This window comes from Pseudomonas sp. UME65 (assembly GCF_014170225.1).
Taxonomy (GTDB): domain Bacteria; phylum Pseudomonadota; class Gammaproteobacteria; order Pseudomonadales; family Pseudomonadaceae; genus Aquipseudomonas; species Aquipseudomonas protegens.
On sequence record NZ_LZZQ01000013.1, the window covers coordinates 1,049,776 to 1,076,291 of the forward strand.

General features: G+C 64.3%; 25 protein-coding genes. 12 read left to right on the forward strand and 13 right to left on the reverse strand.

What is annotated here, in order from left to right; all coding sequences use genetic code 11:
• Positions 1-153: 153 nt before the first annotated feature.
• From A9971_RS19710 to A9971_RS19725, 4 genes are all read left to right on the forward strand, one after another.
• A complete protein-coding gene (locus A9971_RS19710; RefSeq protein WP_152686497.1) occupies positions 154-717 on the forward strand; it encodes a DUF2780 domain-containing protein in 564 nt (187 codons plus the stop codon).
• 138 nt (positions 718-855) lie between these two features.
• Entirely contained in the window at positions 856-1,284 is a 429-nt protein-coding gene (locus A9971_RS19715; protein WP_183001131.1) for a DUF350 domain-containing protein, read from the forward strand.
• Between the two features lie 10 nt (positions 1,285-1,294).
• Positions 1,295-1,984 carry a DUF1190 domain-containing protein gene (locus A9971_RS19720; RefSeq protein ID WP_183001129.1) on the forward strand — a complete coding sequence of 230 codons (690 nt, stop codon included), beginning with the start codon at positions 1,295-1,297 and terminating at the stop codon, positions 1,982-1,984.
• Positions 1,981-3,138 (forward strand): glutathionylspermidine synthase family protein, encoded by a 1,158-nt coding sequence (locus tag A9971_RS19725; RefSeq protein ID WP_183001127.1) that lies wholly within the window; start codon positions 1,981-1,983, stop codon positions 3,136-3,138. Before A9971_RS19720 ends, A9971_RS19725 begins: the two co-directional genes overlap by 4 nt.
• Here A9971_RS19725 and A9971_RS19730 read toward each other — a convergent pair whose 3' ends face one another.
• Entirely contained in the window at positions 3,139-4,026 is an 888-nt protein-coding gene (locus tag A9971_RS19730; protein ID WP_011063890.1) for an acyltransferase, read from the reverse strand.
• 237 nt (positions 4,027-4,263) lie between these two features.
• Between A9971_RS19730 and A9971_RS19735 the strand changes: the two genes are divergently transcribed.
• The 5 genes from A9971_RS19735 (at position 4,264) to A9971_RS19755 (ending at position 8,553) form a co-directional block, all read left to right on the forward strand.
• A complete protein-coding gene (locus tag A9971_RS19735; RefSeq protein ID WP_011063889.1) occupies positions 4,264-4,764 on the forward strand; it encodes an ATP-dependent zinc protease in 501 nt (166 codons plus the stop codon).
• Positions 4,765-4,823: 59 nt separating this feature from the next.
• Positions 4,824-5,504 carry a two-component system response regulator CreB gene (gene creB / locus A9971_RS19740; protein WP_011063888.1) on the forward strand — a complete coding sequence of 227 codons (681 nt, stop codon included), beginning with the start codon at positions 4,824-4,826 and terminating at the stop codon, positions 5,502-5,504.
• Positions 5,504-6,922 (forward strand): two-component system sensor histidine kinase CreC, encoded by a 1,419-nt coding sequence (creC, locus tag A9971_RS19745; protein WP_019094051.1) that lies wholly within the window; start codon positions 5,504-5,506, stop codon positions 6,920-6,922. Before creB ends, creC begins: the two co-directional genes overlap by 1 nt.
• 91 nt (positions 6,923-7,013) lie before the next feature.
• Complete coding sequence (gene creD, locus A9971_RS19750; protein WP_077934889.1) at positions 7,014-8,390, forward strand: cell envelope integrity protein CreD; 1,377 nt, start codon at positions 7,014-7,016, stop codon at positions 8,388-8,390.
• Positions 8,383-8,553, forward strand: a complete 171-nt coding sequence (locus tag A9971_RS19755) for a hypothetical protein (RefSeq protein ID WP_155246651.1) — start codon at positions 8,383-8,385, stop codon at positions 8,551-8,553. The genes creD and A9971_RS19755 overlap by 8 nt, the downstream gene beginning before the upstream one ends.
• Here the strand turns inward: A9971_RS19755 and A9971_RS19760 are convergent.
• Positions 8,550-9,179, reverse strand: coding sequence for a glutathione S-transferase (locus A9971_RS19760; protein WP_011063885.1), 630 nt, complete (start codon positions 9,177-9,179; stop codon positions 8,550-8,552). The genes A9971_RS19755 and A9971_RS19760 overlap by 4 nt on opposite strands.
• A 100-nt stretch (positions 9,180-9,279) precedes the next feature.
• On the opposite strand from A9971_RS19760, the gene A9971_RS19765 reads away from it, so the two are divergent.
• On the forward strand, positions 9,280-9,732 hold the full coding sequence (locus A9971_RS19765) for a hypothetical protein (protein ID WP_011063884.1): 453 nt from the start codon (positions 9,280-9,282) through the stop codon (positions 9,730-9,732).
• Here A9971_RS19765 and A9971_RS19770 read toward each other — a convergent pair.
• The 7 genes from A9971_RS19770 to A9971_RS19800 form a co-directional block, all read right to left on the reverse strand.
• Positions 9,679-9,867 (reverse strand): hypothetical protein, encoded by a 189-nt coding sequence (locus tag A9971_RS19770; protein ID WP_011063883.1) that lies wholly within the window; start codon positions 9,865-9,867, stop codon positions 9,679-9,681. The genes A9971_RS19765 and A9971_RS19770 overlap by 54 nt on opposite strands.
• Complete coding sequence (locus tag A9971_RS19775; RefSeq protein WP_053154262.1) at positions 9,864-10,985, reverse strand: PepSY domain-containing protein; 1,122 nt, start codon at positions 10,983-10,985, stop codon at positions 9,864-9,866. The genes A9971_RS19770 and A9971_RS19775 overlap by 4 nt, the downstream gene beginning before the upstream one ends.
• 61 nt (positions 10,986-11,046) lie before the next feature.
• The gene (locus A9971_RS19780) at positions 11,047-13,506 is read right to left on the reverse strand and encodes a TonB-dependent siderophore receptor (protein WP_077934888.1); all 2,460 of its coding nucleotides are present in this window, start codon (positions 13,504-13,506) and stop codon (positions 11,047-11,049) included.
• A gap of 181 nt (positions 13,507-13,687) precedes the next feature.
• Entirely contained in the window at positions 13,688-14,665 is a 978-nt protein-coding gene (locus A9971_RS19785; protein WP_183001125.1) for a FecR domain-containing protein, read from the reverse strand.
• Positions 14,662-15,180 (reverse strand): RNA polymerase sigma factor, encoded by a 519-nt coding sequence (locus A9971_RS19790; RefSeq protein WP_183001123.1) that lies wholly within the window; start codon positions 15,178-15,180, stop codon positions 14,662-14,664. The genes A9971_RS19785 and A9971_RS19790 overlap by 4 nt, the downstream gene beginning before the upstream one ends.
• 269 nt (positions 15,181-15,449) lie before the next feature.
• The gene (locus A9971_RS19795) at positions 15,450-16,157 is read right to left on the reverse strand and encodes a PolC-type DNA polymerase III (protein WP_011063878.1); all 708 of its coding nucleotides are present in this window, start codon (positions 16,155-16,157) and stop codon (positions 15,450-15,452) included.
• Positions 16,154-18,088, reverse strand: coding sequence for a putative nucleotidyltransferase substrate binding domain-containing protein (locus A9971_RS19800; RefSeq protein ID WP_183001121.1), 1,935 nt, complete (start codon positions 18,086-18,088; stop codon positions 16,154-16,156). The genes A9971_RS19795 and A9971_RS19800 overlap by 4 nt, the downstream gene beginning before the upstream one ends.
• Before the next feature lie 258 nt (positions 18,089-18,346).
• On the opposite strand from A9971_RS19800, the gene A9971_RS19805 reads away from it, so the two are divergent.
• Positions 18,347-18,793, forward strand: coding sequence for a response regulator (locus A9971_RS19805; RefSeq protein WP_015637278.1), 447 nt, complete (start codon positions 18,347-18,349; stop codon positions 18,791-18,793).
• Positions 18,794-18,871: 78 nt separating this feature from the next.
• On the opposite strand, the gene A9971_RS19810 is transcribed toward A9971_RS19805, so the two are convergent.
• A complete protein-coding gene (locus A9971_RS19810; RefSeq protein ID WP_011063875.1) occupies positions 18,872-21,049 on the reverse strand; it encodes a malate synthase G in 2,178 nt (725 codons plus the stop codon).
• Between the two features lie 544 nt (positions 21,050-21,593).
• On the opposite strand from A9971_RS19810, the gene A9971_RS19815 reads away from it, so the two are divergent.
• A complete protein-coding gene (locus A9971_RS19815) occupies positions 21,594-22,112 on the forward strand; it encodes a glycine cleavage system protein R (RefSeq protein WP_011063874.1) in 519 nt (172 codons plus the stop codon).
• A gap of 223 nt (positions 22,113-22,335) precedes the next feature.
• Here the strand turns inward: A9971_RS19815 and rarD are convergent, their stop codons facing one another.
• The 3 genes from rarD to A9971_RS19830 all read right to left on the reverse strand — a co-directional run bounded on the left by rarD (position 22,336) and on the right by A9971_RS19830 (position 26,500).
• On the reverse strand, positions 22,336-23,223 hold the full coding sequence (gene rarD / locus A9971_RS19820; RefSeq protein ID WP_011063873.1) for an EamA family transporter RarD: 888 nt from the start codon (positions 23,221-23,223) through the stop codon (positions 22,336-22,338).
• A gap of 239 nt (positions 23,224-23,462) precedes the next feature.
• Positions 23,463-24,437 (reverse strand): serine/threonine protein kinase, encoded by a 975-nt coding sequence (locus tag A9971_RS19825; RefSeq protein ID WP_011063872.1) that lies wholly within the window; start codon positions 24,435-24,437, stop codon positions 23,463-23,465.
• A gap of 158 nt (positions 24,438-24,595) precedes the next feature.
• Complete coding sequence (locus A9971_RS19830) at positions 24,596-26,500, reverse strand: PhoX family phosphatase (RefSeq protein WP_053154247.1); 1,905 nt, start codon at positions 26,498-26,500, stop codon at positions 24,596-24,598.
• Positions 26,501-26,516 lie beyond the last annotated feature (16 nt).

Genomic DNA, 26,516 nt, shown 5'->3' on the forward strand with positions numbered 1-26,516 from the left:
GCACTTATGGACGATATACGCAGCAGCAACGGGCCTGGATGCAGCCGCCGGACGGCAGGGCGGGTGTCGGAACATTCGCCGTTGGCCTCAGTCAAAACACTGTTTTCCCGCCGCCCGAATCCGGGTGGTTTCTCGCCCCATGAGGTTGTTTCGATGAATATTCCACGCGGTTTCGCCCTGGCTACCCTGATGACCCTGGCAGCCGGTTCGGCTTTGGCCGGCGGTTTCAGCCTGAACGATGCGGCCAATGCCATTGCCGGCATGCAGGGCGGCGACAAGGCCACATCCGCCGCACCGACCTCCCAGACCGCCGGTCTGCTGGGCACCCTGTCGCAACTCAATGTCACCCCCGAGCAAGCCGTCGGCGGCACCGGCGCCATGCTCGGCCTGGCGAAGAATCAACTGAGCAGTTCGGACTATTCGCAACTGAGCAAAAGCGTACCGGGCCTGGACCAGCTCTCGGGCAGCAACGCCCTGGGCAGTCTGGGCGCCTTGGGCGGGCTGCTCGGTCAGTCTTCCGGTAAAACCGCCGGCCTGGACAGCGCCCTGGGCAACGTCAAGGACACCAATGACCTGAACAACGCCTTTGGCGCCCTGGGCATGGACAGCGGCATGATCGGCCAGTTTGCCCCGCTGATCCTGCAGTACCTGGGCCAGCAGGGCGTCGGCGGTTCTCTGCTGCAAAGCCTGAGCGGCATCTGGGGCGTGGCCAAGTAATGCCCTGCAGCCCCGACGCCGGGCGCGTCGGGGCTTTTCCTGAATGTTGAAACACTCATCTTGACCTCTCCTGGAGTTTTCGTCGAATCGGGCCTGTGCTATATCTCGCGCCCCGTTTTCCAAGGAAGTTCGAACGCGATGTTCATGGATGCACTGAAGATGTCTCTGCCCGCCGATGCGGTGCTCGGTTTCATGCTCTACATGCTGGGCGCGGCCCTGGTGTTTGCCCTCTATGCGTTCATCTATACGCGCCTGACCCCCTATAACGAATTCGCCCTGATCCGCGAGGGCAACAGCGCGGCTTCCATCGCCCTGTCCGGTGCCTTGCTGGGCTTTGCCATTCCGGTGGCCAGCGCTATTTCCCATTCAATCTCGATCATCGACTTCCTGCTCTGGGCCGGCATCGCCGCGGTGGTGCAGCTGCTGGCGTTCTTTGTGGTCAGCCTGATCCTCAAGGGCCTGTCCCGGCGCATTGCCAGCCAGGAGTACGCGGCGGCGATCCTGGTGGCATCGGTTTCTGTCGGTGTCGGCCTGCTGAACGCGGCCTGCATGACCCCTTCGGTCTGAGGGCGCGGCCATGAAACGCAGCAAGAGCGTGCGCCTGGTGTTGCTGGGCAGCGTGCCGTTTGCCCTGGCCGCCTGTGACGGCCAGCCCCAGGCGACCCGGGAAGTGCGCCAGACCCAGAATTTCAGCAGCGTCAGCGAATGCGAACGGGCACAGATTCCGTCCGCCATTTGCCAGGCCGCCCGCGATGACGCCCGCGAACGTGGGGAGCGTGTGGCCCCGCGTTACCTGGACCTGCAACGTTGCGAGGAGGATTTCGTCACCGCCAACTGCATGGTCTCGCGCGATAACCGAGCCTATGTACCGATTTCCAGCGGTTTTGCCCTGACCTCCCAGCGCACGGTGCCGGACAAGCCCGAAGAAGAACAACAGACCAGCTCCAGTGGTGGTGGTGGTGGTGGTGGCTCCAGCTCGGGCTCGCGCTTCTGGCGCTGGATCGGCCTGGATTCGACCCCTGAACCGCGCTATTTCAGCGAGGCCCTGTACAAGCAGCGCGATGGTCGTGGCGGTACCCAGCTGAGCACCCTCAGCCAGCAGGTGGAGGCTGGCAAGACCTTCTCTGGCGCCAGTGGCGGGCGCTTCGGGATATCCAGCCCGGAACACTTCACCAGCGCCGGCAACCCGCTGGCCGGCGCCCATGAAGTGGTCAGCCGCAGCGGCTTCGGTTCCTCCAGCCGCAGCAGTTGGAGCTTCGGTTCTTGAAGCGCATCCCCAGCACCCCGCGTGCGGACTGGCAAGCCACGGCGGAGCAACTGGGTTTTGCCTTCCACACCTTCGACGGTGAGCCTTACTGGGACGAGTCGGCCTACTACCGCTTCAGCCTGCGGCAGATCGAGGACGACCTGGAAGACCCGACCCAGGAACTGCACGAGCTGTGCATGGCCCTGGTGGCCGAGGTGGTGGACAGCGAGGAACTGCTGGAGCGCCTGGCTATCCCTGCGGCCTTTCATGAGTTGATCCGCCAGTCATGGAAGCAGGGCGACCCCCACCTCTATGGGCGCATGGACCTGTGCTACGACGGCACCGGCCCGGCCAAGCTCCTGGAAACCAACTACGACACGCCGACCTCGCTGTACGAGGCGAGCTTCTTCCAGTACGTCTGGCTCGAACAGCAGATGCAGCGCGGGCAATTGCCGGCCGGCTGCGACCAGTTCAACAGCATCGAGGACAAGCTGCTCCAGGCCTTCGTCCAGGGCGACTTCAAGTCGCCGATGCACTTTGCCTCGGTCAGGGATTCGCTCGAAGACCGCGGCACGGTCGAATACCTGCGCGACATTGCCCGTCAGGCTGGCCTGGGGACGCGGTTGCTCGACATCGAGGACATCGGTCTGAATGCCGGCGGGCGTTTCGTCGACCTGCTGGGCGCCCCCATCGACAGCCTGTTCAAGCTCTACCCCTGGGAGCACCTGTTCAACGAAGCCTTTGGCCCGGCCATTGCCGGCAGCCGCACGCAGTTTGTCGAGCCGCCGTGGAAAGCCATTCTCTCCAACAAGGGCGCGCTGGCCCTGCTCTGGGAACGGCATGCGGGGCACCCGAACCTGCTGCCGGCGTTTATCGACGACGACCCCGCCGCCAGCCTGGGCCCGGGGTGGGTGCGCAAGCCGTTCTTTTCCCGAGAGGGCGCCAATGTGGAAATCTGCACCGAAGGCGGCGAGCATTTGATCGAGGCCGGGCCCTACGGCGGCGGGCCCTGCATCCGCCAGCAGTTCCACCCCTTGCCGGTGTTTGCCGGCAACCACACGGTGATCGGCAGTTGGGTGATCGGGGACCAGCCGGCGGGTATCGGCATTCGTGAGGACAACTCGCCGATCACCAAGGACAGCAGCCGCTTCCTGCCCCACGTGATCAGCGATTGATCAGCGGCTTTCGCCCAGCAACTCGCTGATGCGCTGGTCCTTGTCGGTCCACAGCCGGTTGACCCAGTCCTGCACCTGCTGGCGGAACGCCGGGTCGTTTTCGTAATCGCCCTGCCACAGCGCGGGGTCCAGTTCGCGGGTGCGGATGTCGATGATCACCTTGGGCACGCTGCCGCAGATCAGGTCCCAGAAACCGGGAATGCGTTCCTGGGGATAGACCACGGTGACATCCAGCATGGCGTCCAGCTGTTCGCCCATGGCCGCGAGGACAAAGGCCACGCCGCCAGCCTTGGGCTTGAGCAGGTGCTGGAAGGGCGAGCCCTGCTGCTGGCGCTTGGCCGGGGTGAAGCGGGTGCCCTCCAGGTAGTTGACCACGGTCACCGGCTGGCGCTTGAACAGCTCGCAGGCAGCCTTGGTGATTTCCAGGTCCTTGCCTTGCAGTTCCGGGTGCTTGGCCAGGAAGGCCTTGCTGTAGCGCTTCATGAAGGGGTAGTCCAGGGCCCACCAGGCCAGCCCCAGGAACGGCACCCAGATCAGTTCCTTCTTGAGGAAGAACTTGAAGAACGGCGTGCGCCGGTTGAGGGTCTGGATCAGGGCCGGGATGTCGACCCAGGATTGGTGGTTGCTCACCACCAGGTAGGAGGTGTCGACCCGCAGGCCCTCGCCGCCGCGTATGTCCCAGCGGGTGGGGATGCACAGGGCGAAGATCAGCTTGTCGATCTCGGCCCAGGTCTCGGCGATCCACATCACCGCGGCCGAGGCGTAGTCACGCAGGCGCCCGGGCAGGACCAGCTTGAGCAGGGCGAACACCATCAACGGGCCGAACAGCACCAGGGTGTTGAGCAGCAGGAGCAGGGTGACGAAACAGCCGGTGAGCAGGCGGCGCATAAGGCACTCTTTGCAATCTTTTGGGCGCGCCATGATAAGCAGCTTCGGCGGGCAGGCCAAATTCTAGTGTGCTGACGAATGTTTCACCTGGGGGCGGGTAGGGTGGGTGGCAATTGGCTGGCGTGTCTATCGGGGCCCTTTCGCCGGCAAGCCGGCTCCTACGGGGCTCGGGTAGAACCAATTCGTTGGCAGCGGTCTAAAATCCCGCTGCCCATTTTCTTCAAGGAATCCACCGTCGTGAAATCTGTCCTTGCTCTCGTGTCTCTGTTGGCACTGCCGGTGATGGCTGCCGAGCCGACCCTGTATGGCCGTTACGAATACATCCGCCTGCCGGAAATCGGCGAAACCCTGCAAGCCAAGATGGACACCGGGGCCCTGACCGCTTCGCTATCGGCCAAGGATATCCAGACCTTCACCCGCGATGGCGAGGACTGGGTGCGCTTCCGCCTGGCCACCAAGGACGCTGGCAGCAAGGTCTACGAACACAAGGTGGCGCGCATCAGCAAGATCAAGAGCCGTTCCGACGAGGACGATGACCGGGAAGAGCCGCAGGCAGCCAAGCGCCCGGTGGTGGAACTGGAAATGTGCCTGGGCAACGTCAAGCGCACGGTGGAGGTCAACCTCACCGACCGCAGCAGCTTCAACTACCCGCTGCTGATTGGCGCCAAGGCCCTGCGCGAATTCGGTGCGGCGGTGAACCCGGCGCGGCGTTATACCGCCGATAAACCCGACTGCTGATTGACGACTTACCAGGCATCCGGCACCGTTCGCCCACTGAATTTGCGTGCTTGGATGCCATGCCCCATATCCTGATTGTCGAAGACGAAGCGGCGATTGCCGACACCCTGATCTTTGCCCTGCAAGGCGAAGGCTTCACTACCACCTGGCTGAGCCTGGGCCGTGCGGCCCTGGAGCATCAACAGGCGAGCCCGGCGGACCTGATCATCCTCGACATCGGCCTGCCGGATATCAGCGGCTTCGAAACCTGCAAGCAACTGCGGCGCTTCAGCGAGGTGCCGGTGATGTTCCTCAGTGCCCGGGACGGCGAGATCGACCGGGTGGTGGGCCTGGAAATCGGTGCCGACGATTATGTGGTCAAGCCCTTCAGCCCGCGGGAAGTGGCGGCGCGGGTCAAGGCGATCCTCAAGCGCATGGTCCCGCGGGTGGCTCCCGAGGCGGTCGCGGCGTTGTTCGTGATTGACCCTGAGCGGGTGCAGATCAGTTACCGTGGCCAGCCCCTGAGCCTGACCCGGCATGAGTTCCGCCTGCTGCAATGCCTGCTGGAACAGCCCGAGCGGGTGTTCAGCCGCGAGCAGTTGCTGGACGCCCTGGGGGTAATGGCGGATGTGGGCTATGAGCGCAACATCGACAGCCATATCAAAAGCCTGCGGGCCAAGCTGCGCCTGGTGGCGGCCCAGGCCGAACCGATCCAGACCCATCGCGGCCTGGGCTACAGCTACAGCCCGAGCCACGCCTGATGACCTTGGGGCTGCGGATCTTCCTGGTCTATTTGCTGTTCATCAGCCTGACCGGCTATTTCGTGCTGAGCACGGTGATGAAGGAGATTCGTCCCGGGGTCCGCCAGTCCACCGAGGAAACCCTGGTGGACACCGCCAACCTGCTGGCGGAGATCCTGCGGGATGACTTCAAGGCCGGCACCCTCAGCGAGAACCGCTGGCCGCAGCTGTTGCGTGCCTATGGCGAGCGGCAACCGGCGGCGACCATCTGGGGCCTGCCGAAGAATCAGGTCAACCACCGCATCTACGTAACCGACGCCAAGGGCATCGTGGTCCTGGATTCCAGCGGCCTGGCGGTGGGCCAGGACTATTCGCGCTGGAACGACGTGTACCTGACCCTGCGCGGCCAGTACGGCGCGCGCTCGTCGCGCTCGCTGGCCGACGATCCCAATTCCTCGGTGATGCATGTGGGTGCGCCGATCCGCGACAACGGCCAGATCATCGGCGTGGTCACCGTGGCCAAGCCCAACAGTTCCCTGCAGCCCTATGTCGACCGCACCGAGCGGCGCCTGCTGTGGTACGGCGCCGGGCTGATCGCCATGGGCCTGCTGTTCGGTGCCTTGCTGTCCTGGTGGCTGAGCGCCGCGCTGCGGCGCATGACCGCCTATGCCCTGGCGGTCAGCGAAGGGCGCCGGGCCGAGTTGCCGCACTATCGCGGCGGTGAAATGGAGCAGTTGGCCACGGCGGTGGAACACATGCGCACCCAGCTCGAAGGCAAGGCCTACGTCGAGCGCTACGTGCATACCCTGACCCACGAACTGAAAAGCCCCCTGGCGGCGATTCGCGGGGCGGCGGAGCTGCTGCAGGGCGAAATGCCCCTGGAACAGCGCCAGCGTTTCGTCGGCAATATCGACAGCGAAAGCGCGCGCATGCAGCAGTTGATCGAGCGCCTGCTGAACCTGGCGCAGGTGGAGCAGCGCCAGGGCCTGGAAGAGCGGGTGAATGTGCCCCTGGCGCCGTTGTGCAAGGAGCTGCTGAACAGCCAGCACGGGCGTATCGAAGGCAAGCAACTGCAGGTGGAACTTCGGGTGCCGGCGGACCTGGCCTGGTCCGGCGAGCCGTTCCTGCTGCGCCAGGCCCTGGGCAACCTGCTGACCAATGCCCTGGACTTCAGCCCCGTGGGCGGCCTGTTGCGTTGCAGCGCGCAACCTGTGGAGGAGGGCGTGGAGCTGGTGCTGTTCAACCAGGGCGAGCCGATTCCGGACTATGCCCTGCCGCGCCTGTGCGAGCGGTTCTATTCCCTGCCGCGCCCGGACAGCGGACGCAAGAGCACCGGCCTGGGGCTGAACTTCGTCGAGGAAGTGGTGCAGTTGCATGGCGGCCAGATGCGTATCGACAACGTTCCGGGCGGGGTGCAGGTGACCTTGCGCCTGCCCTGAGCGGGGATTCTCCACAGACTCTCCACATTGCTTCCATAAAACCCCCATAGCCGCGTTCCAGACTCTCCTCCATTCGAACCGGGAGAGCCTCATGAACCGCAACCTGACCTTCAAACTCGGGGCCATTGGCCTGTTGATCCTGCTGTTGCTGATACCGCTGCTGATGATCAGCGGCCTGATCAGCGAGCGCCAGAGCCTGCGCGACGGCGTGCTCGACGATATTGCCCGCAGCTCCAGCACCCAGCAGCAGATCCGCGGCCCGGTGATGGTGGTGGATTACCGCAAGACCGTGCGCACCTGGAAGACCGACGAAAAGACCAAGAAGCGCTATCAGGAAATCGGCGAGGAGCAAGGGCGCATGTTCTTCCTGCCGGAACACTTCGAGCTGGACGGCAAGGCCCAGACCGAGCTGCGTGCCCGGGGCATCTACGAGGCTCGGCTGTTCCACGCCGACAATCACATCAGCGGCCATTTCGCCGTGCCCGAGCAATACGGGATCAAGGAAGATTTTGCCGACTACCAGTTCGACCAGCCCTTCCTGGCGGTGGGCATCAGCGATATCCGCGGCATCGAGAACGCCCTGCAACTGCAACTCAACGGCCAGACCCTGGACTTCGCCCCGGGCACCTTTGTCAGTTGGCTGGATGAAGGCGTGCATGTGCTGCTGCCGCCCCTGGACCTGAAAAAGAACACCCGCCTGGATTTCGCCTTCGACCTGCGCCTGCAGGGCACCGGCCAGTTGCAGGTGCTGCCGGTGGGCAAGACCAGCAAGGTCCTGCTGACGGCCAACTGGCCGCACCCGAGCTTTATCGGCAACTACCTGCCGGTGCAGCGTGAAGTGACCGAGCAGGGCTTTTCAGCCATCTGGCAGACCTCGTTCTTCTCCACCAACCTGGAACAGGCCATGGAGCGTTGCGCATTCGGCACGCAATGCCAGGACTTCAACGGCCGCAGCTTCGGCGTGAGTTTCATCGACCCGGTGGACCAGTACCTGAAGAGCGACCGGGCCATCAAATACGCCTTGCTGTTCATCGGCCTGACCTTCGCCGGCTTCTTTCTCTTCGAGGTACTCAAGAGCCTGTCGGTGCACCCGATCCAGTACGGGTTGGTGGGCGTGGCCCTGGCGTTCTTCTACCTGTTGCTGCTGTCGCTATCGGAGCACCTGGGCTTTGCGCTGGCCTATGGCGTATCAGCGGCAGCCTGTGTGGGGCTGATCGGCTTCTATGTCAGCCATGTGCTGCACAGCTGGCGTAACGGCGCGCTGTTCGCGATCGCGCTGGCGGCCTTGTACGGCCTGCTCTATGGCCTGCTCAGCGCCGAGGATTACGCGCTGCTGATGGGCTCGCTGCTGCTGTTCGGGCTGTTGGGCGTGTTCATGGTGCTGACCCGCAAGCTGGACTGGTATGGCATTGGCCAGCGCAAGGCAGCGCAGACTTTGCAGTTCGATCTGGAGGCCGTCCATGAGTAGGTCATTGGGTTTGCGTGAAGATCAGCGCCAGCGGGAGCATCTGGCGCAGCGCATCGGCCAGTTGTTTCCGCTCGATGCCTGGTGGCTGGTACGCCAGCAAGCCATGCCCCGTGCTGCAGGAGCCGGCTTGCCGACGAAGAGGCCCGATCGCCTGACCGATTAGACCGGCGGCCGGGTCGCCAGCATCGACGGGCGCTGGCTGATCTCGAAGTACCAGGCGGCCAGCTGGGGATGGTCCTGGCGCCATTCCAGGTCGGGGTGGCGGAAATCCAGGTAGCCCAGGGCGCAGGCAACGCTGATGGCGGCAATATCGAAGTGGCTGGCCAGTTCGGCAATCGCTTCGGCTTCGAGAACCGCCAGGGCTCGGCGGATCTTGTCGCGCTGGCCGTCGAGCCACTGTTCCCAGTGTTTTTCCGGGGCACGCAGGGCCAGCTCGTAGCGCACCAGTACCGAGGCGTCCATGATCCCGTCGGCCAGGGCCGCGAGCGTCAGGCGCCGCCAGCGGGCCGAGCCGTCCCGGGGGATCAGCGGGTTGCCGACGTGCTGCTGGTCCAGGTAGTCGAGGATTACCCGGCTGTCGTACAGCACCTGGCCGTTGTCCAGGCGCAGGGCGGGGATCTTGCCCAGGGGGTTGTCCTGGTTCAGCGCGGCGTCCGGAGCTACCGGGCTCAACTGGCTGGCTTGCAGGGCGACCCGGTTCAACTGCCCGGTTTCATGCAGCAGCACCATGACTTTGCGTACGTAAGGTGATGCCGGGTTGTGGAACAGCGTCATGCTTGGGGTGGACATGAATATTCCTCGCGGGTGGAAGTCTCGCAGCCCGGGGATCTTAGCGCAGCCTGTGGCATTGGCCACAGGGGCGATTGGCGATACAGACGAGGAGTGATGAGTGCGCAGGTCCTATCTTCTACACGGGTTGTACAGCCTGGCCCTGACTCTGTTGGGCGCGCTGGCGGTGTATCTGGCCTTGCAATACGAGTTCCGCCGCAAGGGTGAAGGGGAGCCGGAGCTGGTCATGGCGTTCGCCTACATGGCCTGGTACTGGGCCCTGCCGGCACTGGCCCTGCCGGGCCTGGGCTGCGCACTGCTGGCCTGGCGCGGGCCCGACCCGGTGACCCAGCCCTGGCGCTGGAGCCTGGCGGCCAGCTATGTGCCGCTGCTGGGGCTGGCGTTGTTCAGCGTGCTGGTGGCCATCGAGGCGCTGCTGGAAAATCGCCTGTTCATCCCGGTGATGCTGATCGGCCTCGGGCTCTCGATGTACCTGTGGCGTGGTTTCCCGGCGCCAGGTTCAGGCCGCCGGCTTGCGCCGCAACAGGCCGCGCAGGGCGATCAGCGTCGGTAGGCCCAGGCCCAGCCAGCTCAGGCTGTCCCAGGCCCCGTCTCCCAGTAGCGCCGCGAACAACCCGGCGGCGCAGAGCAGGCCAATGCCCAGGGGCGCGGCGAAGACCTTCCAGAAGTTCGATTGCCGGGGTTTCATGGGCGCACCTGCGGCATCGACTTGCCGGCTCGCCGGCGGGCTAGCCACAGGTACAGGCCGCTGCCCAGGACAATGATGGTCAGCACGTCCATCGCCGCCCACAGCACCTTCATCGGCATGCCGCCGTAGTCGCCGAAATGCAGCGGCTGGGACATGCCCATGGCGTCCATGTACCAGGGCCGCCCGGCCACGGCGGTGACCTGCAGGCTACTGGCGTCGATCAGCACCGGGGTCAGCAGGTGCGAAGTCAGGTGGCTGCTGCCCTTGAGGAACACCGCGTAGTGATGCTCGCTGGAAAAGCGTGTGCCGGGGAAGGCGATGAAGTCCGGCTGCATGCCCGGGGCGGCTTCCCTGGCGATATCCAGCAGGCGGCTGGCCGGCGCCAGTGAGGTCAGTGGCGGCGCGTCGCGGTAGGGCGCGACCATGGCGCTGAGGCTGTCGTTGCGCCAGGCGGCGATGATCAGGTCGGCACAAGCGCTGATCACGCCGGTAACGCCCACCACCAGGGCCCAGGTCAGGGTTACCACGCCGATCAGGTTGTGCAGGTCGAGCCAGCGCAGGCGGCTGGACTTGTCCTGGCGCACCGTGGCGAACTTCAGGCGGCGCATGAACGGCAGGTAGAGCACCGTGCCGGAGATGATCGCCAGCACGAAGAGGATGCCCATGAAGGCCAGCAGCAGCTTGCCCGGCAGCCCGGCGAACATGTCCACATGCAGGCGCAGCATGACCATCATCAACCCGCCATTGGCCGAGGGCATGGCCACGGCCTCGCCGGTGCGGGCGTCGAGCATGAAGGTGTGGGAGGCGTTGGGCTCGGTGCCGGCGGTCCTGGCCATGATGGTCATCACGCCATTGGGTTCGTCCTCGTCCCAGCCGAAGTACTGCATGACCTCACCCGGGCGATGAGCCTCGGCGGCCTTGACCAGCTGTTGCAGGTCCAGGTGCGGGGTGTCGGCAGGCATCTCCCGCAGTTCGGGGGAATCGCCCAGCAGGTGGTCGATCTCGTGGTGGAAGATCAGCGGCAGGCCAGTGAGCGCCAGCATCAGCAGGAACACCGTGCAGATCAGGCTGGTCCAGGTGTGGATAAAGGACCAGCGGCGGATTGTCTTGCTTTTCATCGAGGCTCCAATGGCAAAAGGGCCGCGGTTCAGGCGGCCCTTCGGCGAGGGTTTTCCCTTCTTAGAATTTGTAATTCACGCTGGCCATGACGTTGCGGCGGTCGCCGTAGTAGCAGTAGGTGCCGTCGCAGGTCGACATGTATTCCTTGTCGAACACGTTGTTGGCGTTGAGGGCCACGCTGGCGCCCTTGAGCGAGCTGTCCAGGCGGCCGAGATCGTAGTGCACCGCGGCGTCATACACGGTGTAGGACGCGGTATCGCCGTCGGATTTGCGCGCGACATAGGCCAGGTTGCCTGCCGGCACGTTGTTGGTCTCGCCGATATAGCGGGCGCCGAAGCCTACGCCGAAGCCGTCCAGCAAGCCGTTGTGCCAGGTGTAGTCGGCCCAGATCGAGGCCTGGTTTTCCGGGGTCAATGGCAGTGGGCGGTTCTTGTCCTGAGGGTCGCCGACCTTGGTCATCTTGCTGTTGGCGTAGGTATAGGCCGCCGTCAGCTTGAGGTTCTCATTGACGTTGCCCACCGCTTCCAGCTCGAAACCACGGACCTTGGCTTCCCCCAGGGGCCGGCTGACACCCAGGCTGTCGGTAAGGACGATGTTCTGCCGGGTCAGGTCGTACACCGCGGCAGTGAACAGCATGTCGCTGCCAGGAGGCTGGTACTTGAGGCCCAGTTCGTATTGCTTGCCGGTGCTGGGCTCGAAGGCCTGGCCCTTGGCGTTGCCGCCGGGTTCGGCCTGGAAGGATTCGGCGTAGGAGATGTAAGGGGTGAAGCCGGAATCGAAGACGTAGCTGAGGGCCGCGTTGCCGGTGAAGGCCTGGTCGTTGCGCTCATCGTGGGGCTTGTTGGCGATGTTGTAGAACCGGGATTCGGTGTGCAGCCAGTCCTGGCGCCCGCCCAGGGTCAGGCGCCAGTTGTCCAGGGCCATCTGGTCCTGGACGTAGAGGCCGGTGCCCTGGCGCTTCTGGTTGTAGTCGTTGTAGGCAAAGTAGGCGACTTTGCTGAAATCCTGACCGTAGACCGGGTTGATGATGTTGCTGGTGGGCGCTTCACCGTACAGCCACTTGTAGTTGGTGTTGACGCGCTGGTAGTCCAGGCCCAGCAACAGGGTGTGCTTGAGCTCGCCGGTGTCGAAGTCGGCCTGGAAGTTGTTGTCCACGGCGAACTGGCTGATGTCCTCGTTGACGATGTTGGCGCCACGGCGCACGGTGCCGTCGGCACTCACCGCCTGGTCGGGCTTGTTGGGCCAGTAGCTGCCACCGGCGGTAATGCCCTGGAACGACAGATCGCTCTTGGTGTAGCGCAGGTTCTGGCGGAACTGCCAGACGTCATCCAGGCGGTGCTCGAAGGCGTAACCCAGTGCGTAGTAGGTCTTGTCGTAGTATTCCCAGCTCGGATCGCCAAGGTTCTTGTGGTACTTGATCTCGCCCGCCGGGCTCGCCAGTTTGGTGCCCTGCAACGGCAGGAACTGGCTGGTGATGCCGGTATCGTCACGATTGAACTGGCTGAGGAAGGTCAGCTTGGTGTCTTCGTCAATGTTCCAGGTCAGGCTGGGGGCCAGGTTGTAACGCTTGTCCTGGTTGTGCTCGATGGCGGTGTTGCTGTCGCGGACCACGCCGCTGACGCGATACAGGAAACGCCCTTCGTCATCGATGGGGCCGGTGCTGTCGAAGCTGATCTGCTTGCGCTGGTAACTGCCGATCTGCAGTTGCACTTCGTGGCTGCTGCTGTCTTCCGGGCGGCGGCTGACCATGTCCAGCAAGCCCCCAGGTGGTGTCTGGCCGTAGACCGAAGACGCCGGGCCGCGGAGCAGGGCTACACGCTCCAGGTCCCAGGTTTCCAGCTTGGGCATGGTGTAGGTGCCCTTTGGCAGGGGCAGGCCATCGAGGAACTGGGTGGGTTCGAAGCCCCGCACCTTCAGCCACTCGGCGCGGCTGTCGCTGCCGTAGCTGCTGGCGGTGACGCCGGGCATGTAGCGCACGGCATCGTCGAGGTTCTGTACCGCACGGTCGCTCATCTGCTCACGGGTAGCGACGGAGATGGAGCGAGGCACTTCACGCAGTTCGGTATCGGTCTTGGTGCCGACGGCAGTGCGCTTGGCCATGTAACCCTCGACTGGACCCCACGCCGTTTCATAGCTGCTCTGGCCGCTGATATTGGTTTGCGGCAAGGCCACCACGCCTTCCGGTGTCGCCACCAGGCTGTAGGTGCCGGCGCTGCTGTGCTCCAGTTGCAGGCCGGTGCCACGCAGGGCCTCACGCAGGGCGCCCGGCGCATCGAACTGGCCCTTGACCGGGGCCGAAGTCTTGCCCGCCGCCAGGGATGGATTCAGGCTCAGGGCCAGGCCGGCCTGGCTGGCGATCTGGTTCAGGGTGCTGGCCAGCGGTGCGGCCGGCAGGTTGTAGGCGCGCACGCTGGTGGACTGTTCGGCAGCCATCAGCGCCGGGCTGGCCAGGGGGGCGCAGAGGGCGATGGCAACGGCCAAGAGACTGGGGCGCAACAGGGTGTCTAGCGGGCGGGACATACGGCGGCTCCTGAATGGAAATGTTTCGCAATTGCCTAGGTGCCGGACGAGATTGGAAAAGTGATAGGGGCGGATTGAAAATAATTTAGATTTAGACTGATTAAGGCTAATTCGCCGGCAAGCCAGCTCCTACGGGATCGGTGCAGGAGCCAGCTCGCCGGCGAAGGCTGCGACACCGACCTCAGTGCTTGGCGTCGGCCTTGGCCACCACCGTCACCCACCAGGGAGTGTGCCGTTCGATCTTCACCGGCAGGGTCGGCAGCAGGGCATTGAGCGCGAGGTCCGTGTCCTGCAACGGGAAACTGCCGGTGATCCGCAGGTCGGCCAGTTCCGGTGCGACGCCCAGGTGACCACGGCGGTAACGGCCCAGCTCATCGATCAGGTCACCGAGCCGGGCGTTGTCCACCACCAGCATGCCCCGGGTCCAGGCGTCGGCCCCCAGGTTCAGGGCCTGCAGCGGGCCGAGGCCATCGCGGCGCATCAGCACTTGCTGGCCTTCCTTGAACACGTGCTCGTCCTGATCGGCTTGCGGCCGCGCCGCCACCGCCGATTGCAGCACCCCGAGGCGGGTGCCCTGGTCCTCGCGCTTGACCAGGAACCGCGTGCCCAGGGCGCGCATGCGGCCGTCGCGGGTTTCGACGATGAACGGCCGGCTGTCGTTGTGCCCGGTCTCGATCAGGATCTCGCCTTCCTGAAGCACGATCCGCCGCTGCTTCTCGTCGAAGCGCACATCCAGCGCGCTGTGGGTATTGAGGTTGATCACCGTGCCGTCGGCCAGGCGCAGGGTGCGCTGCTCGCCGGTGGCGGTGCGCTGGTCTGCCAGCCAGTAGTCCATCGGCAGGTAGCGTTCCCCGGCAAACAGCGCCAGGCCGCCGAACAGCACGACGCTGGCGACCCCGCGACCCAGCTTGCGTACCCGCCGGCGCAAGCCTTCGCGCGATTGCAGCAAGGCGTTGCGGGCCGGGCCGGTGGCCACGCCAAAGCGCTGGTCGAGCATGCCCAGCTGGCGCCAGGCGCGGGCGTGTTCTTCATGGGCAGCGTGCCACTTGGCAAACTCTTCGCGCTCCACGGCACTGGCGCCGCCATCCAGCGACAGCTGCCAGGCGATGGCGGCATCCAGCACCTGGGCCGACACCGGCTTGGAACTCATGGGGGTCATAGCGGCTCCCCGTACAGGGCGATGTAGCACTGGCGGATGCCCTGGGCCAGGTATTGGCGCACCCTTGGCACCGAGACCCCCAGGCGTTCGGCGATCTCGGCGTGGCTCAGGCCGTCGAGGCGGTTATGGAGGAAGGCCATGCGCGCCTTGCTGGAGAGCTTGCCCAGCAGGCGGTCGATGGCCTTGAGGTCTTCGAGGATCATCTGCTGTTCTTCGGGCGACGGTTGTTCGCCTTCGGGGATCAGCATCAGTTCGCTGAGGTAAGCCTGTTCCAGCGCGGCGCGGCGGAAGTAGTCGAACAGCAGGCCCTTGGCGATGGCCACCAGAAACGCCCGCGGCTCCCGGGGCGCCTTGAGTTCGTCGCGGCCCAGCAGGCGCACGAAGGTGTCCTGGCTCAGGTCCTCGGCCCGCTGGCTGCAGGCAACGTTGCGCCGTAGCCAGGCCAACAGCCAACCACGATGGTCGCGATACAACGCACCAACCAGCTCATTGTGAGGGCTTTGGACTGACGACAACGGAACTCACCAATCGAGAAGTTTAAACTAACGAGAATTATTCGCGATTGTGGCAGAGGCGAAACAGTGGCGCAATTGACGCTGGTCGGCTGCCTTGTGGCTGAAAGAGGGCGGGTGCCCAAGGCAAGGAACCAGTTGTGTCGAGGGAACTGGCTCCCGTTGGCGTGCGCAGCACGCCCAAGGCGTTGTATCTGTTAGATCCAGGACTCAGGTTCTACGGCCGCGGCGCGACCGAGCGGGAGCAAGCTCCCTCGCCACAGTGCGGCTGCTCAGAACGAAGGGGCCTGCTGCCGGCGTTTCCACTGGCCCAGGCGCTGTTGCAGGTTCAGCGGGCTGTGGATCTGCTGCTGGCGGGCGCGGTTGAACAGGATCAGCGCCAGCTCCGCGGTGGCCAGGGCATCGGCCGCCGCGTTATGGCGCTCCACCACTTGCAGGTTGAACCAGCGCACCCAGTCGTCCAGCCCGGCTTCGCGGATCTGGGCCTGGGGGCACAGCAACGGCGCCATGTCCGCTACATCGAGGAAGCTGTGTTGCAGGCGGTAGCCCAGGCTGTCCTTCAGCGCCCGGCCGAGCATGTGCTGGTCGAACGGGGCATGAAAGGCCAGCAGCGGGCTATCGCCGACGAACTCCATGAAATCCAGCAGGGCCTCCACCGGATCACAGCCGGCGGCGATGGCGCTGGGCCCCAGGCCGTGGATCAGTACGCTGGGGCTGAGCTTGTGGCCCTGGCGTTGCAGGGTGCGCTCGAACTGCTGGCTGAAGTCGATGGCACCGTCTTCGATCACCACCGCGCCAATGGACAGCACCTGGTCGCGGTTGAGGTTGAGGCCGGTGGTTTCCACGTCCACCACTACCCAGCGCTGCTCTCGCAGGCTGCTTTCATTCAGCTCGGTGAAGGCCGGTAGCCGATCGCGACGCTGTTGCTGCTCGGCACTCAGCAGGCTGACTGCGGGGCGGAACCAGGCAAACAGGCTCATAGCTGGTACCGCAAGGCCAGGCTGCTTTGCAGGCGCTGGGCCTGGCGCAGGGATTCACGCAGGATGCGCCGGTCCAGGTGGTTCAGGCTGTCCGGGTCGACCCGGTTGGAATAGGGCTGGTTCTCCCGGGTCTGGCGCTGGTGCTGCTGCATGCGGGTCTGCTGGATGAAGTGATAGGCCTCTTCATAGGCGGCGCCGTCCAGGGGCTCGATCACTTGTTTGGACACCAGCTGGCGCAGGCGCTCCAGGGTATTGATCGCGCCGATGCCGTTGGCCAGGGCCAGCAACCGGGCACCGTCGACGAAGGGGGTGAGGCCCTGGACCTTGAGGTCCAGGGTGGCCTTTTCGCCATTTTTCCTGGCCAGCACGAACTCGCGAAAACGCCCCACGGGCGGGCGCTGGCGCAGGGCGTTTTCCGCCATCATGCGTTGGAACAGACGGTTGTCCGCCACCTGGTCGAGGATGCCCCGACGCAGTTGTTCGGCGCTCTGTTCATCGCCCCAGACCACCCGCAGGTCGAAATAGATGCTCGAACCCAGCAGGTTTTCCGGGGTGGCCTCACGGATGAAGGCCGCGAAGCGCCGGGCCCATTCAGCACGGGACAGGCACAGCTCGGGGTTGCCGGCCATGATGTTGCCCTTGCACAGGGTGAAACCGCACATGGCCAGGCTCTGGTTGATCTGCTGGGCGATGGGTAGCAGCTTGCCGCGGATTTCTGCCGCGTGGGCCGCGTCCCGGGCCTCGAACAGGATGCCGTTGTCCTGGTCGGTGTGCAGGGTCTGTTCGCGTCGGCCTTCACTGCCAAAGCACAGCCAGCTGAAAGGCACGCCGGGGTCGCCCTTGTCGGCCAGGGTCAGCTCGATGACCCGGCACACGGTGTGATCGTTGAGCAGGGTGATGATATGGGTGATCTGGGTCGAGGAGGCGCCGTGGGCCAGCATGCGCTCCACCAACTGGCCGATCTCGCCCCGCAGCGCCACCAGGTGTTCGACCCGGGGCGCGTTGCGGATGGTCCGCGCCAGGTGCACCAGGTCGACCCGCTGCAGGGAAAACAGATCGCGCTCGGAAACCACCCCGCACAGGCGCTGTTCTTTCACCAGGCAGACGTGGGCGATATGCCGCTCGGTCATGGCGATGGCGGCGTCGAAGGCGCTGTGGTCCGGGCTGAGGAAGAACGGCGCCTGGGTCATGTGCTGTTCGATGGGCTGGTTGAGGTCCTGGGTGCCGTCGGCCACCACCTGGCGCAAGTCGCGCAGGGTGAAGATCCCCAGCGGGGCCTTGCGTTCGTCCACCACGACGATGCTGCCTACCTGCTGCTCATGCATCAGCGCCACGGCTTCGCGCAGCGGCGTCTGCGGTGAACAGGCCACCGGATGACGCATGGCCAGCTCGCCCAGGCGGGTGTTCAGCGAATACTGGGTGCCGAGGGTTTCCACGGCTTTGTGTTTGACTTGCTGGTTGACCTGGTCCAGCAGGCTGCTGACTCCACGCAGGGCGAAGTCGCGAAACTCCGCGGACAGGGCGAACAGCTTGATGAAAGCGCCCTTGTTCAGTTGCAGGCAGAACGTATCTTCGGCGGCGCGATGCTCGGTGCGGGTCGCGCGCTCACCCAGCAGCGCGGCCAGGGGGAAACACTCGCCGGAAGTGATTTCGAAGGTGGTCTCGGTGCTGCCCTTGGCGGCGTGTGTGCGTTCGCCCACCACGCGGCCCTGCTTGACGATATAGAAGTGCTCAACCGGGCCGTCGGCCGGCTTGATGATGCTGTCGCCGGGGCCGTAGAAGCGCAGTTGGCATTGTTCTACCAGGTAGGCCAGATGCAGCTGCTCCATCTGGTTGAACGGCGGGAACCGTTGCAGGAACTGCACGGTCCCCTGGATGTTCTGCAACACCGCGGTCTTCCCGGCCTGGGTGAAGGCGTCCGCTTTACTCATAACGATTACCGCAGTCTTTTTGGATTTGTTGTGGTCGGATCACGGCATGGTCGGCTGCAACGTCTGGGGTGCCCATTGGACGTAAGTCTAGGTAGCGCCCTAGGGGCCGGACATTTGGCTTTGAAGCGTCGGCAATCAATGCGAAAAAGCTCTGATCAAGACTCTTGGCAATTTTTCCGACGAAGTGCACATTGGAGGCCTGCTTAGCGATGTCTGACCACTGTGCTAGGGGATTGATCTGTTCATGTAGAGAAATGTATGCCCGACCACGATATTTTGAGTGACGCCGAGCGCGAGGCCCTGAGTGCGGTCATGCTGGAACCGGATCTGCCGCCCCAGCGGGTGCTGATCGCCGATGACGACAAGGATGCACGGGAGCTGCTTGCCGAGATTCTTGGCCTGGATGGCATCCGTTGCATCACGGCGGCCAGTGGCAAGGCCGCACTTGAGTTGCTTGAATCGAATAAATCCATCGGCCTGTTGATCACCGATCTGCGCATGGCGCCCTGCAATGGCCTGGACCTGATCCGCCAGGTGCGTGAATCGGAGCGGGCGGCGCTGCCGATCATCATCATTTCCGGCGACGCCGATGTCCGCGATGCCATCGCCGCCATGCACCTGAGCGTGGTGGACTTCCTGCTCAAGCCGATCGACACCACCAAGCTGCTGGCCCTGGTCAAGCACGAGCTGGGCGTGGTGCTCTAGCCGATCCCTTGCCACACAGGCGAAAAAAGCCCCGGCCTTGCGACCGGGGCTTTTTTAATTACTGCTGGTTACGCGGGCTTACAGACCGTTCTTGGCCTTGAACTCGCGACGCCGGCGGTGCAGGACCGGCTCGGTGTAGCCGTTTGGCTGCTTGGTGCCTTCGATCACCAGTTCCAGGGCGGCCTGGAAGGCGATGTTGCTGTCGAAGTCCGGTGCCAGGGGGCGGTACAGCGGGTCGCTGGCGTTCTGCCGGTCAACCACCGGAGCCATGCGCTTGAGGCTTTCGAGCACCTGCTCCTGGGTGACCACGCCGTGGCGCAGCCAGTTGGCGATGTGCTGGCTGGAGATACGCAGGGTGGCGCGGTCTTCCATCAGGCCGACGTCATTGATGTCCGGCACTTTCGAACAGCCCACGCCCTGGTCGATCCAGCGCACCACGTAACCGAGAATGCCCTGGGCGTTGTTGTCCAGTTCGTTCTTGATCTGCTCCGGCGTCCAGCTCGGGTTGACCGCCAGCGGGATGGTCAGGATGTCATCCACCGAGGCGCGGGCACGCTTGGCCAGTTCGGCCTGGCGGGCGAATACGTCGACCTTGTGATAGTGCAGCGCGTGCAGCGCAGCGGCGGTCGGGGATGGAACCCAGGCAGTGTTGGCGCCGGCCAGTGGGTGAGCGATTTTCTGTTCGAGCATTGCTGCCATCAGGTCCGGCATCGCCCACATGCCCTTGCCGATTTGCGCGCGACCTTGCAGGCCGGTGCTCAGGCCGATATCGACGTTCCAGTTCTCGTAGGCGCCGATCCATTTCTCGGCCTTCATGTCGGCCTTGCGCACCATGGCGCCGGCTTCCATGGAGGTGTGGATTTCGTCGCCGGTACGGTCGAGGAAGCCGGTGTTGATGAACACCACGCGCTCGCTGGCCGCCTTGATGCAGGCCTTGAGGTTGACCGTGGTGCGGCGCTCCTCGTCCATGATCCCGACTTTCAGGGTGTTGCGCGGCAGGTTCAGCACCTCTTCGATGCGGCCGAACAGCTCGTTGGTGAACGCCGCTTCTTCAGGGCCGTGCATCTTCGGCTTAACGATGTACATCGAACCGGTGCGGCTGTTCTTGCGCGACGTGTTGCCGTTGAGGTTGTGGATCGACGCCAGGCTGGTGACCAGGCCGTCGAGGATGCCTTCCGGCACTTCGTTGCCATCCTTGTCGAGGATCGCATCGATGGTCATCAGATGGCCGACGTTGCGCACGAACAGCAGCGAGCGACCGTGCAGTTTCACCGGCTCGCCATTGACCCCGGTGTATTCGCGGTCGGCGTTCATGGTGCGGGTGAAGGACTTGCCGCCCTTGGAAACTTCTTCCGCCAGGTCGCCCTTCATCAGGCCGAGCCAGTTGCGGTAGATCACCACCTTGTCGTCGGCGTCCACTGCGGCGACCGAGTCTTCGCAGTCCATGATGGTGGTCAGGGCCGCTTCCATCAGCAGGTCCTTGACCCCGGCGGCGTCGGTCTGGCCGACCGGGCTTGTGGCGTCGATCTGGATCTCGAAGTGCAGGCCGTTGTGCTTGAGCAGGATCGCGGTAGGGGCCGCAGCGTCGCCCTGGTAGCCGATCAGTTGCGCGTCGTTGCGCAGGCCGCTGTTGCTGCCGCCCTTGAGGCCGACCACCAGCTTGCCGCCGACGATCTTGTAGCTCACCGAGTCCACGTGGGAGCCGGCAGTCAGCGGCGCGGATTCATCGAGGAAGGCGCGGGCGAAGGCGATGACCTTGTCGCCGCGGACCTTGTTGTAGCCTTTGCCTTTTTCCGCACCATCGGCTTCGCTGATGGCATCGGTGCCGTACAGGGCGTCGTACAGCGAGCCCCAGCGAGCGTTGGAAGCGTTGAGGGCGAAGCGCGCATTCATCACCGGCACCACCAGCTGCGGGCCGGCCATGTGGGCGATCTCTTCATCGACGTTTTGCGTCGTGGCCTGGAAATCCGCCGCTTCTGGCAGCAGGTAACCGATGTCTTGCAAGAAGGCTTTATAAGCCACAGCGTCATGCGCCTGGCCGGCACGGGACTGGTGCCAGGCATCGATACGTGCCTGGAAGTCATCGCGTTTGGCGAGTAGGGCTTTGTTCTTCGGCGCCAGGTCGTGAATGACCTTGTCTGCACCGGCCCAGAACGAGTCGGCGGTGAGGCCGGTACCGGGAATGGCTTCGTTGTTCACGAAGTCGAACAGGACTCTGGCGACCTGCAGGCCACCGACTTGAACGTGCTCAGTCATTGCTTGCCTCACTCTGCTCAGCTATTTCGCTTTTCAGCTCTTCAAATTAACAATGAAGCCGGCGGCCATTTAAAGCACAACCCTGTTCTCCAGTACATGCCATCGCTGGCGGCTGGGTCCTTCCAATCAACGGCGGAGCCTTGCTGACGGGCTGTTGCGGGGGTTGCGATCAGGCCTTGGCGGACATCGTTCCAACGTTATGTAGTGCGCGCTGCGGCATACTACATGATGAACTGCGGTTGTGAAAATTAGACTAAAAGCGTCGTTCCGCGACTTTAAAGTGCAGTGCGGTCACGCAGGGGAATGCGATGTTCTCAAAAAGCCGGTGGATTGTTCCATATAAATACAAAAAGTTGTACACGATTTGTGTTTTGCCTTGCGCACCCTCGTAGGAGCCGGCTTGCCGGCGAATGGGCCTTCGGGGTTGGCGTCGGCCTTGCGGGCGCATTCGCTGTCCTGCACAAGCTGCTGCCATATGGGCTGGAAGGCGCGGGGAATGAGGCTGCCTATACTGGATCTTTCATTGCTCAAAGAGGGCTGCGCCATGGACCATCTCGTTCTCACGGTATTCGCCCCGGACAAGGCCGGCCAGGTCGAGCGCATTGCCCAGTGCATCGCCGAGCATGGCGGCAACTGGCTGGAAAGCCGCCTGTCACGCATGGCCGGGCAGTTCGCCGGGATCCTGCGGGTGGCAGTGCCGGCCGAAGCCTACGATGAACTGGTGGATGCCCTGCAAGGCTTGTCGGCCCAGGGCATTCGCGTGTTGATCGCCGAAAGCGGCGTGGAGCAGTCCTGCACCTGGAAACCCATCGCCATGGAACTGGTGGGCAACGACCGCCCGGGAATCGTGCGCGATATCACCCGGCTGCTGGCCGAGCAGGGGGTGAACCTGGAGCGCTTGGTGACCGAGGTGCGCCCAGCGCCCATGAGCAGCGAGCCGCTGTTCCACGCCGAGGCGATCCTTGCGGTGCCGCTGACCCTGTCCCTGGAAGTGCTGCAGGCGCGCCTGGAAACCCTGGCGGACGACTTGATGGTGGAATTGGTCCTGCGCAGCGAGCCCTGAGCCCTTGTGAGGGTTATCCCAGTAAACCGTGCATGTGCCTGTGGATAACCTGTAGAGACCAGGCCCTGGCCCAGAGCCAGCGCGGCGTTGCGCCAGTTGATCAAAAAACCAGCAGTTTCAAGGGCTTGTGCACAAAGGGCGGGGATCAGGTTGTGGATAACCTTGGGAAGAACCGCTGCAAGCCACGAAGAGCGTGGCCTGCAGGGCTTTGTACGTTTATTGATCAGCGACGCCCGCGCAGGCTGAGCCAGGCATCCACGCTGTATACCGCCAGGCCGGCCCAGATAAACATGAAGGCCAGCAAGGTGCTGGAGGACAGGTGCTCGTCGAACAGCAGCACGGCCTGCAGCAGCACCAGGGTGGGAGCCAGGTACTGGAGGAAACCCAGGGTGGTGTAGGGCAGGTCCCGCGCGGCAGCGTTGAAGCACACCAGAGGTACCAGGGTCACCGGGCCGGCAGCCACCAGCCACCAGGCCTGGGAACTGCTCCAGAACTCGGCATGGGCACTGCTGGCATCGGGGTGCAGCAGCAGCCAACCCAGAGCGATGGGCACCAGCATCCAGGTTTCCACCACCAGGCCGGGCAGGGCCTTGACCGGCGCCTGCTTGCGGATCAGCCCGTAGAAGCCGAAGCTCAGCGCCAGCATCAGCGAGACCCAGGGCAGGCTGCCTACCTGCCACACTTGCTGGGCCACGCCCACCGCCGCCAGGATCACCGCCAGCCACTGCATGCGCCGCAGGCGTTCGCCAAGAATCAGCATGCCCAGCAGCACGTTGACCAGTGGGTTGATGTAGTAGCCCAGGCTGGCTTCGAGCATGCGCCCGTTGTTTACCGACCAGACGTAGGTCAGCCAGTTGGCGGCGATCAGGGTACCGCTCAGGGCCAGGATCGCCAGGCGCCTGGGGTTGTCCCGCAGTTCGCGCCACCAGCCGGGGTGCTTCCACACCATCAGCAGCAGGGCGCCGAACAGCGCCGACCAGAGCACCCGGTGGATGATGATCTCGACCGCGGGAACGCTGGCGATAGCTTTGAAATAGAGCGGGAACAGACCCCAGATGATGTAGGCGGTCAGACCCAGGATGTACCCGCGGCGCGGGTTGGCGGCTTGCATGCAGAATCCTTGCTTAGGCAGCTAACAAAGCCGCAATTGTAAGGACAATTGTCTAGACCTGTCCTGACTTTTACCCCGCCGCCCACTGTGGACGCCGGCTTGCCGACGAGGGCAATCTCTCGGGCCCTTTCGCTGGCAAGCCAGCTCCTACGGCTGGCGCCCTTGTGTGGGTACCGGCTTGTCGGCGAAGGCGATTTCTCGGGTCCCCTTCGCTGGCAAGCCGGCTCCTGCAGGCCGGGTCAGAACAGCTTGAGGGGTTCTTCGTTGAGGGCCGCCAGCTGTTCGCGCAAGGCCAGCACCTGATCGCCCCAATAACGTTCGCTGCCGAACCAGGGGAAACTGTGGGGGAACGCCGGGTCGTCCCAGCGTCGTGCCAGCCAGGCGCTGTAGTGCATCAGGCGCAAGGCTCGCAGTGGTTCGATCAGGGCCAGCTCCCGCGGGTCGAAATCATGGAACTCGCTGTAGCCATCCATCAGCTCGGACAACTGGCCCAGGCATTCCTGGCGGTCGCCGGCGAGCATCATCCACAGGTCCTGCACCGCCGGGCCCATGCGACAGTCATCCAGGTCGACGATATGGAACATCTCGTCGCGGCACATCATGTTGCCGGGGTGGCAGTCGCCGTGCATCCGGATGTTCTGGTGTGGCGTGGCCTGGTAGACCTCTTCCACCCGCTTGAGCAGGTCCCGGGCCACCGACTCGTAGGCTGGCAGCAGGCTCTTGGGGATGAAGTTGCCCTGCAGCAGGGTTGCCAGGGAATCGTGACCGAAGTTCTTCACCCCCAGGGCTTCGCGGTGTTCGAACGGGCGGGTGGCACCCACCGCGTGCAGGCGGCCCAACAACTGGCCGAGACGGTAGAGCTGGTCCAGGTTGCCTGGCTCCGGGGCGCGGCCGCCGCGGCGGGGAAACAGGGCGAAACGAAAGCCCGCGTGTTCGAACAGGCTGGCGCCGTCGTGAATGATCGGCGCCACCACCGGCACGTCGCATTCGGCGAGTTCGAAGGTGAAGCGGTGTTCTTCCAGGATCGCTTCGTTGGTCCAGCGCTGGGGCCGGTAGAACTTGGCGATCAGTGGCTCGCTTTCGTCGATGCCGACTTGATAGACGCGATTTTCGTAGCTGTTGAGCGCCAGCACGCGGGCGTCGCTGAGAAAGCCGATGCTTTCAACGGCGTCCAGGACCAGATCGGGGGTCAGTGTTTCAAACGGGTGCGACATGCTTACTCCTGCGCGCAGCAGGCTGCCGCGTCCGGCCAAGCATGGTAACGCAGACGGGGAGCCAGCGGGGGAGGGTTTGCCGGTGGTTCGGCCGTGCGTCGGGTTCGCAACCCAGCCGGTTCCTGCGGGTGCAGAAGCCGGCCGGGCGCGAGGCGGGGTCAGGCGCCGATGACGCCGCCGTCTTCCCGGGTGATGGCCATGACCGAGGAGCGTGGCTTGCCGTTGGGCAGGTGTTCGGGGAAGGTCGAACCGCCGTTTTCCCCAGGGTGCTGGATACCCACGAACAGGGTCTTCTGGTCCGGGGCGAAGGCGATGCCGGTGACTTCGCAACCCACCGGCCCGACCATGAAACGGCGGATCTCACCGCTGTCCGGGTCGGCGCAGAGCATCTGGTTGTTGCCCATGCCGGCGAAGTCGCCGCTGTTGCTGTAGTCGCCGTCGGTGAGGATCCACAGGCGCCCGGCCTTGTCGAAACCCAGCCCGTCGGGGCTGTTGAACATGTTCTGCGGGGTGATGTTGGACGACCCACCCTTGGGTTGGCCGGCGTGCACCCCCGGGTTGCCAGCCACTACGAACAGGTCCCAGGAAAAACTCATGGCACCATGGTCGTCGCCGCCGGTGCGCCAGCGCAGGATCTGCCCGTAGACGTTCTTCTCCCGCGGGTTGGGGCCGCCTACCGGCTGGCCGTCCTCGCCACGCTTGGAGTTGTTGGTCAGGGTGCAATAGACCTGGCCGTCCTTGGGGCTGACCACTATCCATTCCGGGCGGTCCATGCGCGTGGCCTGGACCACGCTGGCGGCCAGGCGAGCCTGGATCAGCACCTGGGCCTGGTCGGCGAAGCCGCTGCTGGCGTCGATGCCGTTCTTGCCGTGGGTCAGCTCGATCCACTGGCCCTGGCCCTTGGGGTGGTCCGGGTTGCCGTCGCCGGCATCGAAGCGCGCCACGTACAGGGTGCCGTGGTCCAGCAGGTCGCGGTTGGCCTTGGGGTTGCGGTGGTTGATCTTGTCGCGGCTGATGAACTTGTAGATGAATTCGCCACGCTCGTCGTCGCCCATGTAGACCACGGCGCGGCCGTCGCGGGTTTCGGCCAGGGCGGCGTTCTCGTGCTTGAAGCGACCCAGGGCGGTGCGCTTGACCGGGGTCGATTGCGGGTCGAACGGATCGATTTCCACCACCCAGCCGTGACGGTTGAGTTCGTTGGGGTTCTTCGCCAGGTCGAACCGCGGATCGTGCAGGTGCCAGTTGATCTCCTTGCTGGCCACCACGGCGCCGTAACGCTTCTGCGCGGCGTCGAATTTCTGCTCGGCGTTGCTGCTGCCGAAGCAGTCGGTGAAGTTCTCTTCGCAGGTCAGGTAGGTGCCCCATGGGGTCTTGCCGTTGGCGCAGTTCTGGAAGGTGCCGAGGACTTTCCTGCCCTTGGGGTCGGCGCTGGTCTTGAGCAGATCGTGACCGGCTGCGGGGCCACTCAGGCGGATCGGCGTGTTGCCGTGGATCCGTCGGTTGTAGCGTGAGCCCTGGACGAACTGCCACTGGCCATTCTTGCGCTGCACTTCAATCACCGACACGCCTTCGCTGGCCTGGGCCTTGCGCACGTCTTCGGCGGATTGCGGCAAGCCGCCATGGGGGTAGAGGTAGCGGTAGTTGGTGTATTCGTTATTGATGGCCATCAGCGCGCGGTGGCGGTCGTCCGGGAAGGCGAACAGGCTCATGCCGTCGTTGTTGTCGCCAAACTGCACTTCCTGGGCCCGGGCGGTGCCATTGCCGCTGGGGTCGAAGGCCGGGCCGTTCTTGGCCAGGGGCTGGCCCCAACTGATCAGTACCGAGGACTTGTAGCCAGGTGGCAAGGTGATGCTGTCGCTGGTGGCGGCAGGGATGCCGGCAAAGCCCAGCAACTGGCTGGTGCCGGCGCTGACGCTGGCGGCCAGGGCGCTGCGGCTCAACAGGTTGCCGCCCAGGAACAGCGCTGCACCGCACAGGGCGCCGGCACCGATGAAACCGCGGCGGCTGAGGCCGACCATCTGTTCCAGGTCGGTGGGTTGGTCTTCTTCTAGTAACAGGCTCATATCAGGCTCCCTGCAG

What these genes read in the sequence shown, in the direction of transcription:
- A9971_RS19800 (WP_183001121.1), bottom strand. Translation starts at nt 18,088, where the DNA reads ATGAGTAAAGCGGACGCCTTCACCCAGGCCGGGAAGACCGCGGTGTTG.
- A9971_RS19730 (WP_011063890.1), bottom strand. Translation starts at nt 4,026, where the DNA reads ATGCGCCGCCTGCTCACCGGCTGTTTCGTCACCCTGCTCCTGCTGCTC.
- rarD (WP_011063873.1), bottom strand. Translation starts at nt 23,223, where the DNA reads ATGCAAGCCGCCAACCCGCGCCGCGGGTACATCCTGGGTCTGACCGCC.
- A9971_RS19760 (WP_011063885.1), bottom strand. Translation starts at nt 9,179, where the DNA reads ATGTCCACCCCAAGCATGACGCTGTTCCACAACCCGGCATCACCTTAC.
- creB (WP_011063888.1), top strand. Translation starts at nt 4,824, where the DNA reads ATGCCCCATATCCTGATTGTCGAAGACGAAGCGGCGATTGCCGACACC.
- A9971_RS19775 (WP_053154262.1), bottom strand. Translation starts at nt 10,985, where the DNA reads ATGAAAAGCAAGACAATCCGCCGCTGGTCCTTTATCCACACCTGGACC.
- creC (WP_019094051.1), top strand. Translation starts at nt 5,504, where the DNA reads ATGACCTTGGGGCTGCGGATCTTCCTGGTCTATTTGCTGTTCATCAGC.
- A9971_RS19710 (WP_152686497.1), top strand. Translation starts at nt 154, where the DNA reads ATGAATATTCCACGCGGTTTCGCCCTGGCTACCCTGATGACCCTGGCA.
- A9971_RS19825 (WP_011063872.1), bottom strand. Translation starts at nt 24,437, where the DNA reads ATGTCGCACCCGTTTGAAACACTGACCCCCGATCTGGTCCTGGACGCC.
- creD (WP_077934889.1), top strand. Translation starts at nt 7,014, where the DNA reads ATGAACCGCAACCTGACCTTCAAACTCGGGGCCATTGGCCTGTTGATC.
- A9971_RS19805 (WP_015637278.1), top strand. Translation starts at nt 18,347, where the DNA reads ATGCCCGACCACGATATTTTGAGTGACGCCGAGCGCGAGGCCCTGAGT.
- A9971_RS19830 (WP_053154247.1), bottom strand. Translation starts at nt 26,500, where the DNA reads ATGAGCCTGTTACTAGAAGAAGACCAACCCACCGACCTGGAACAGATG.
- A9971_RS19715 (WP_183001131.1), top strand. Translation starts at nt 856, where the DNA reads ATGTTCATGGATGCACTGAAGATGTCTCTGCCCGCCGATGCGGTGCTC.
- A9971_RS19785 (WP_183001125.1), bottom strand. Translation starts at nt 14,665, where the DNA reads ATGACCCCCATGAGTTCCAAGCCGGTGTCGGCCCAGGTGCTGGATGCC.
- A9971_RS19720 (WP_183001129.1), top strand. Translation starts at nt 1,295, where the DNA reads ATGAAACGCAGCAAGAGCGTGCGCCTGGTGTTGCTGGGCAGCGTGCCG.
- A9971_RS19780 (WP_077934888.1), bottom strand. Translation starts at nt 13,506, where the DNA reads ATGTCCCGCCCGCTAGACACCCTGTTGCGCCCCAGTCTCTTGGCCGTT.
- A9971_RS19770 (WP_011063883.1), bottom strand. Translation starts at nt 9,867, where the DNA reads ATGAAACCCCGGCAATCGAACTTCTGGAAGGTCTTCGCCGCGCCCCTG.
- A9971_RS19815 (WP_011063874.1), top strand. Translation starts at nt 21,594, where the DNA reads ATGGACCATCTCGTTCTCACGGTATTCGCCCCGGACAAGGCCGGCCAG.
- A9971_RS19755 (WP_155246651.1), top strand. Translation starts at nt 8,383, where the DNA reads ATGAGTAGGTCATTGGGTTTGCGTGAAGATCAGCGCCAGCGGGAGCAT.
- A9971_RS19795 (WP_011063878.1), bottom strand. Translation starts at nt 16,157, where the DNA reads ATGAGCCTGTTTGCCTGGTTCCGCCCCGCAGTCAGCCTGCTGAGTGCC.
- A9971_RS19810 (WP_011063875.1), bottom strand. Translation starts at nt 21,049, where the DNA reads ATGACTGAGCACGTTCAAGTCGGTGGCCTGCAGGTCGCCAGAGTCCTG.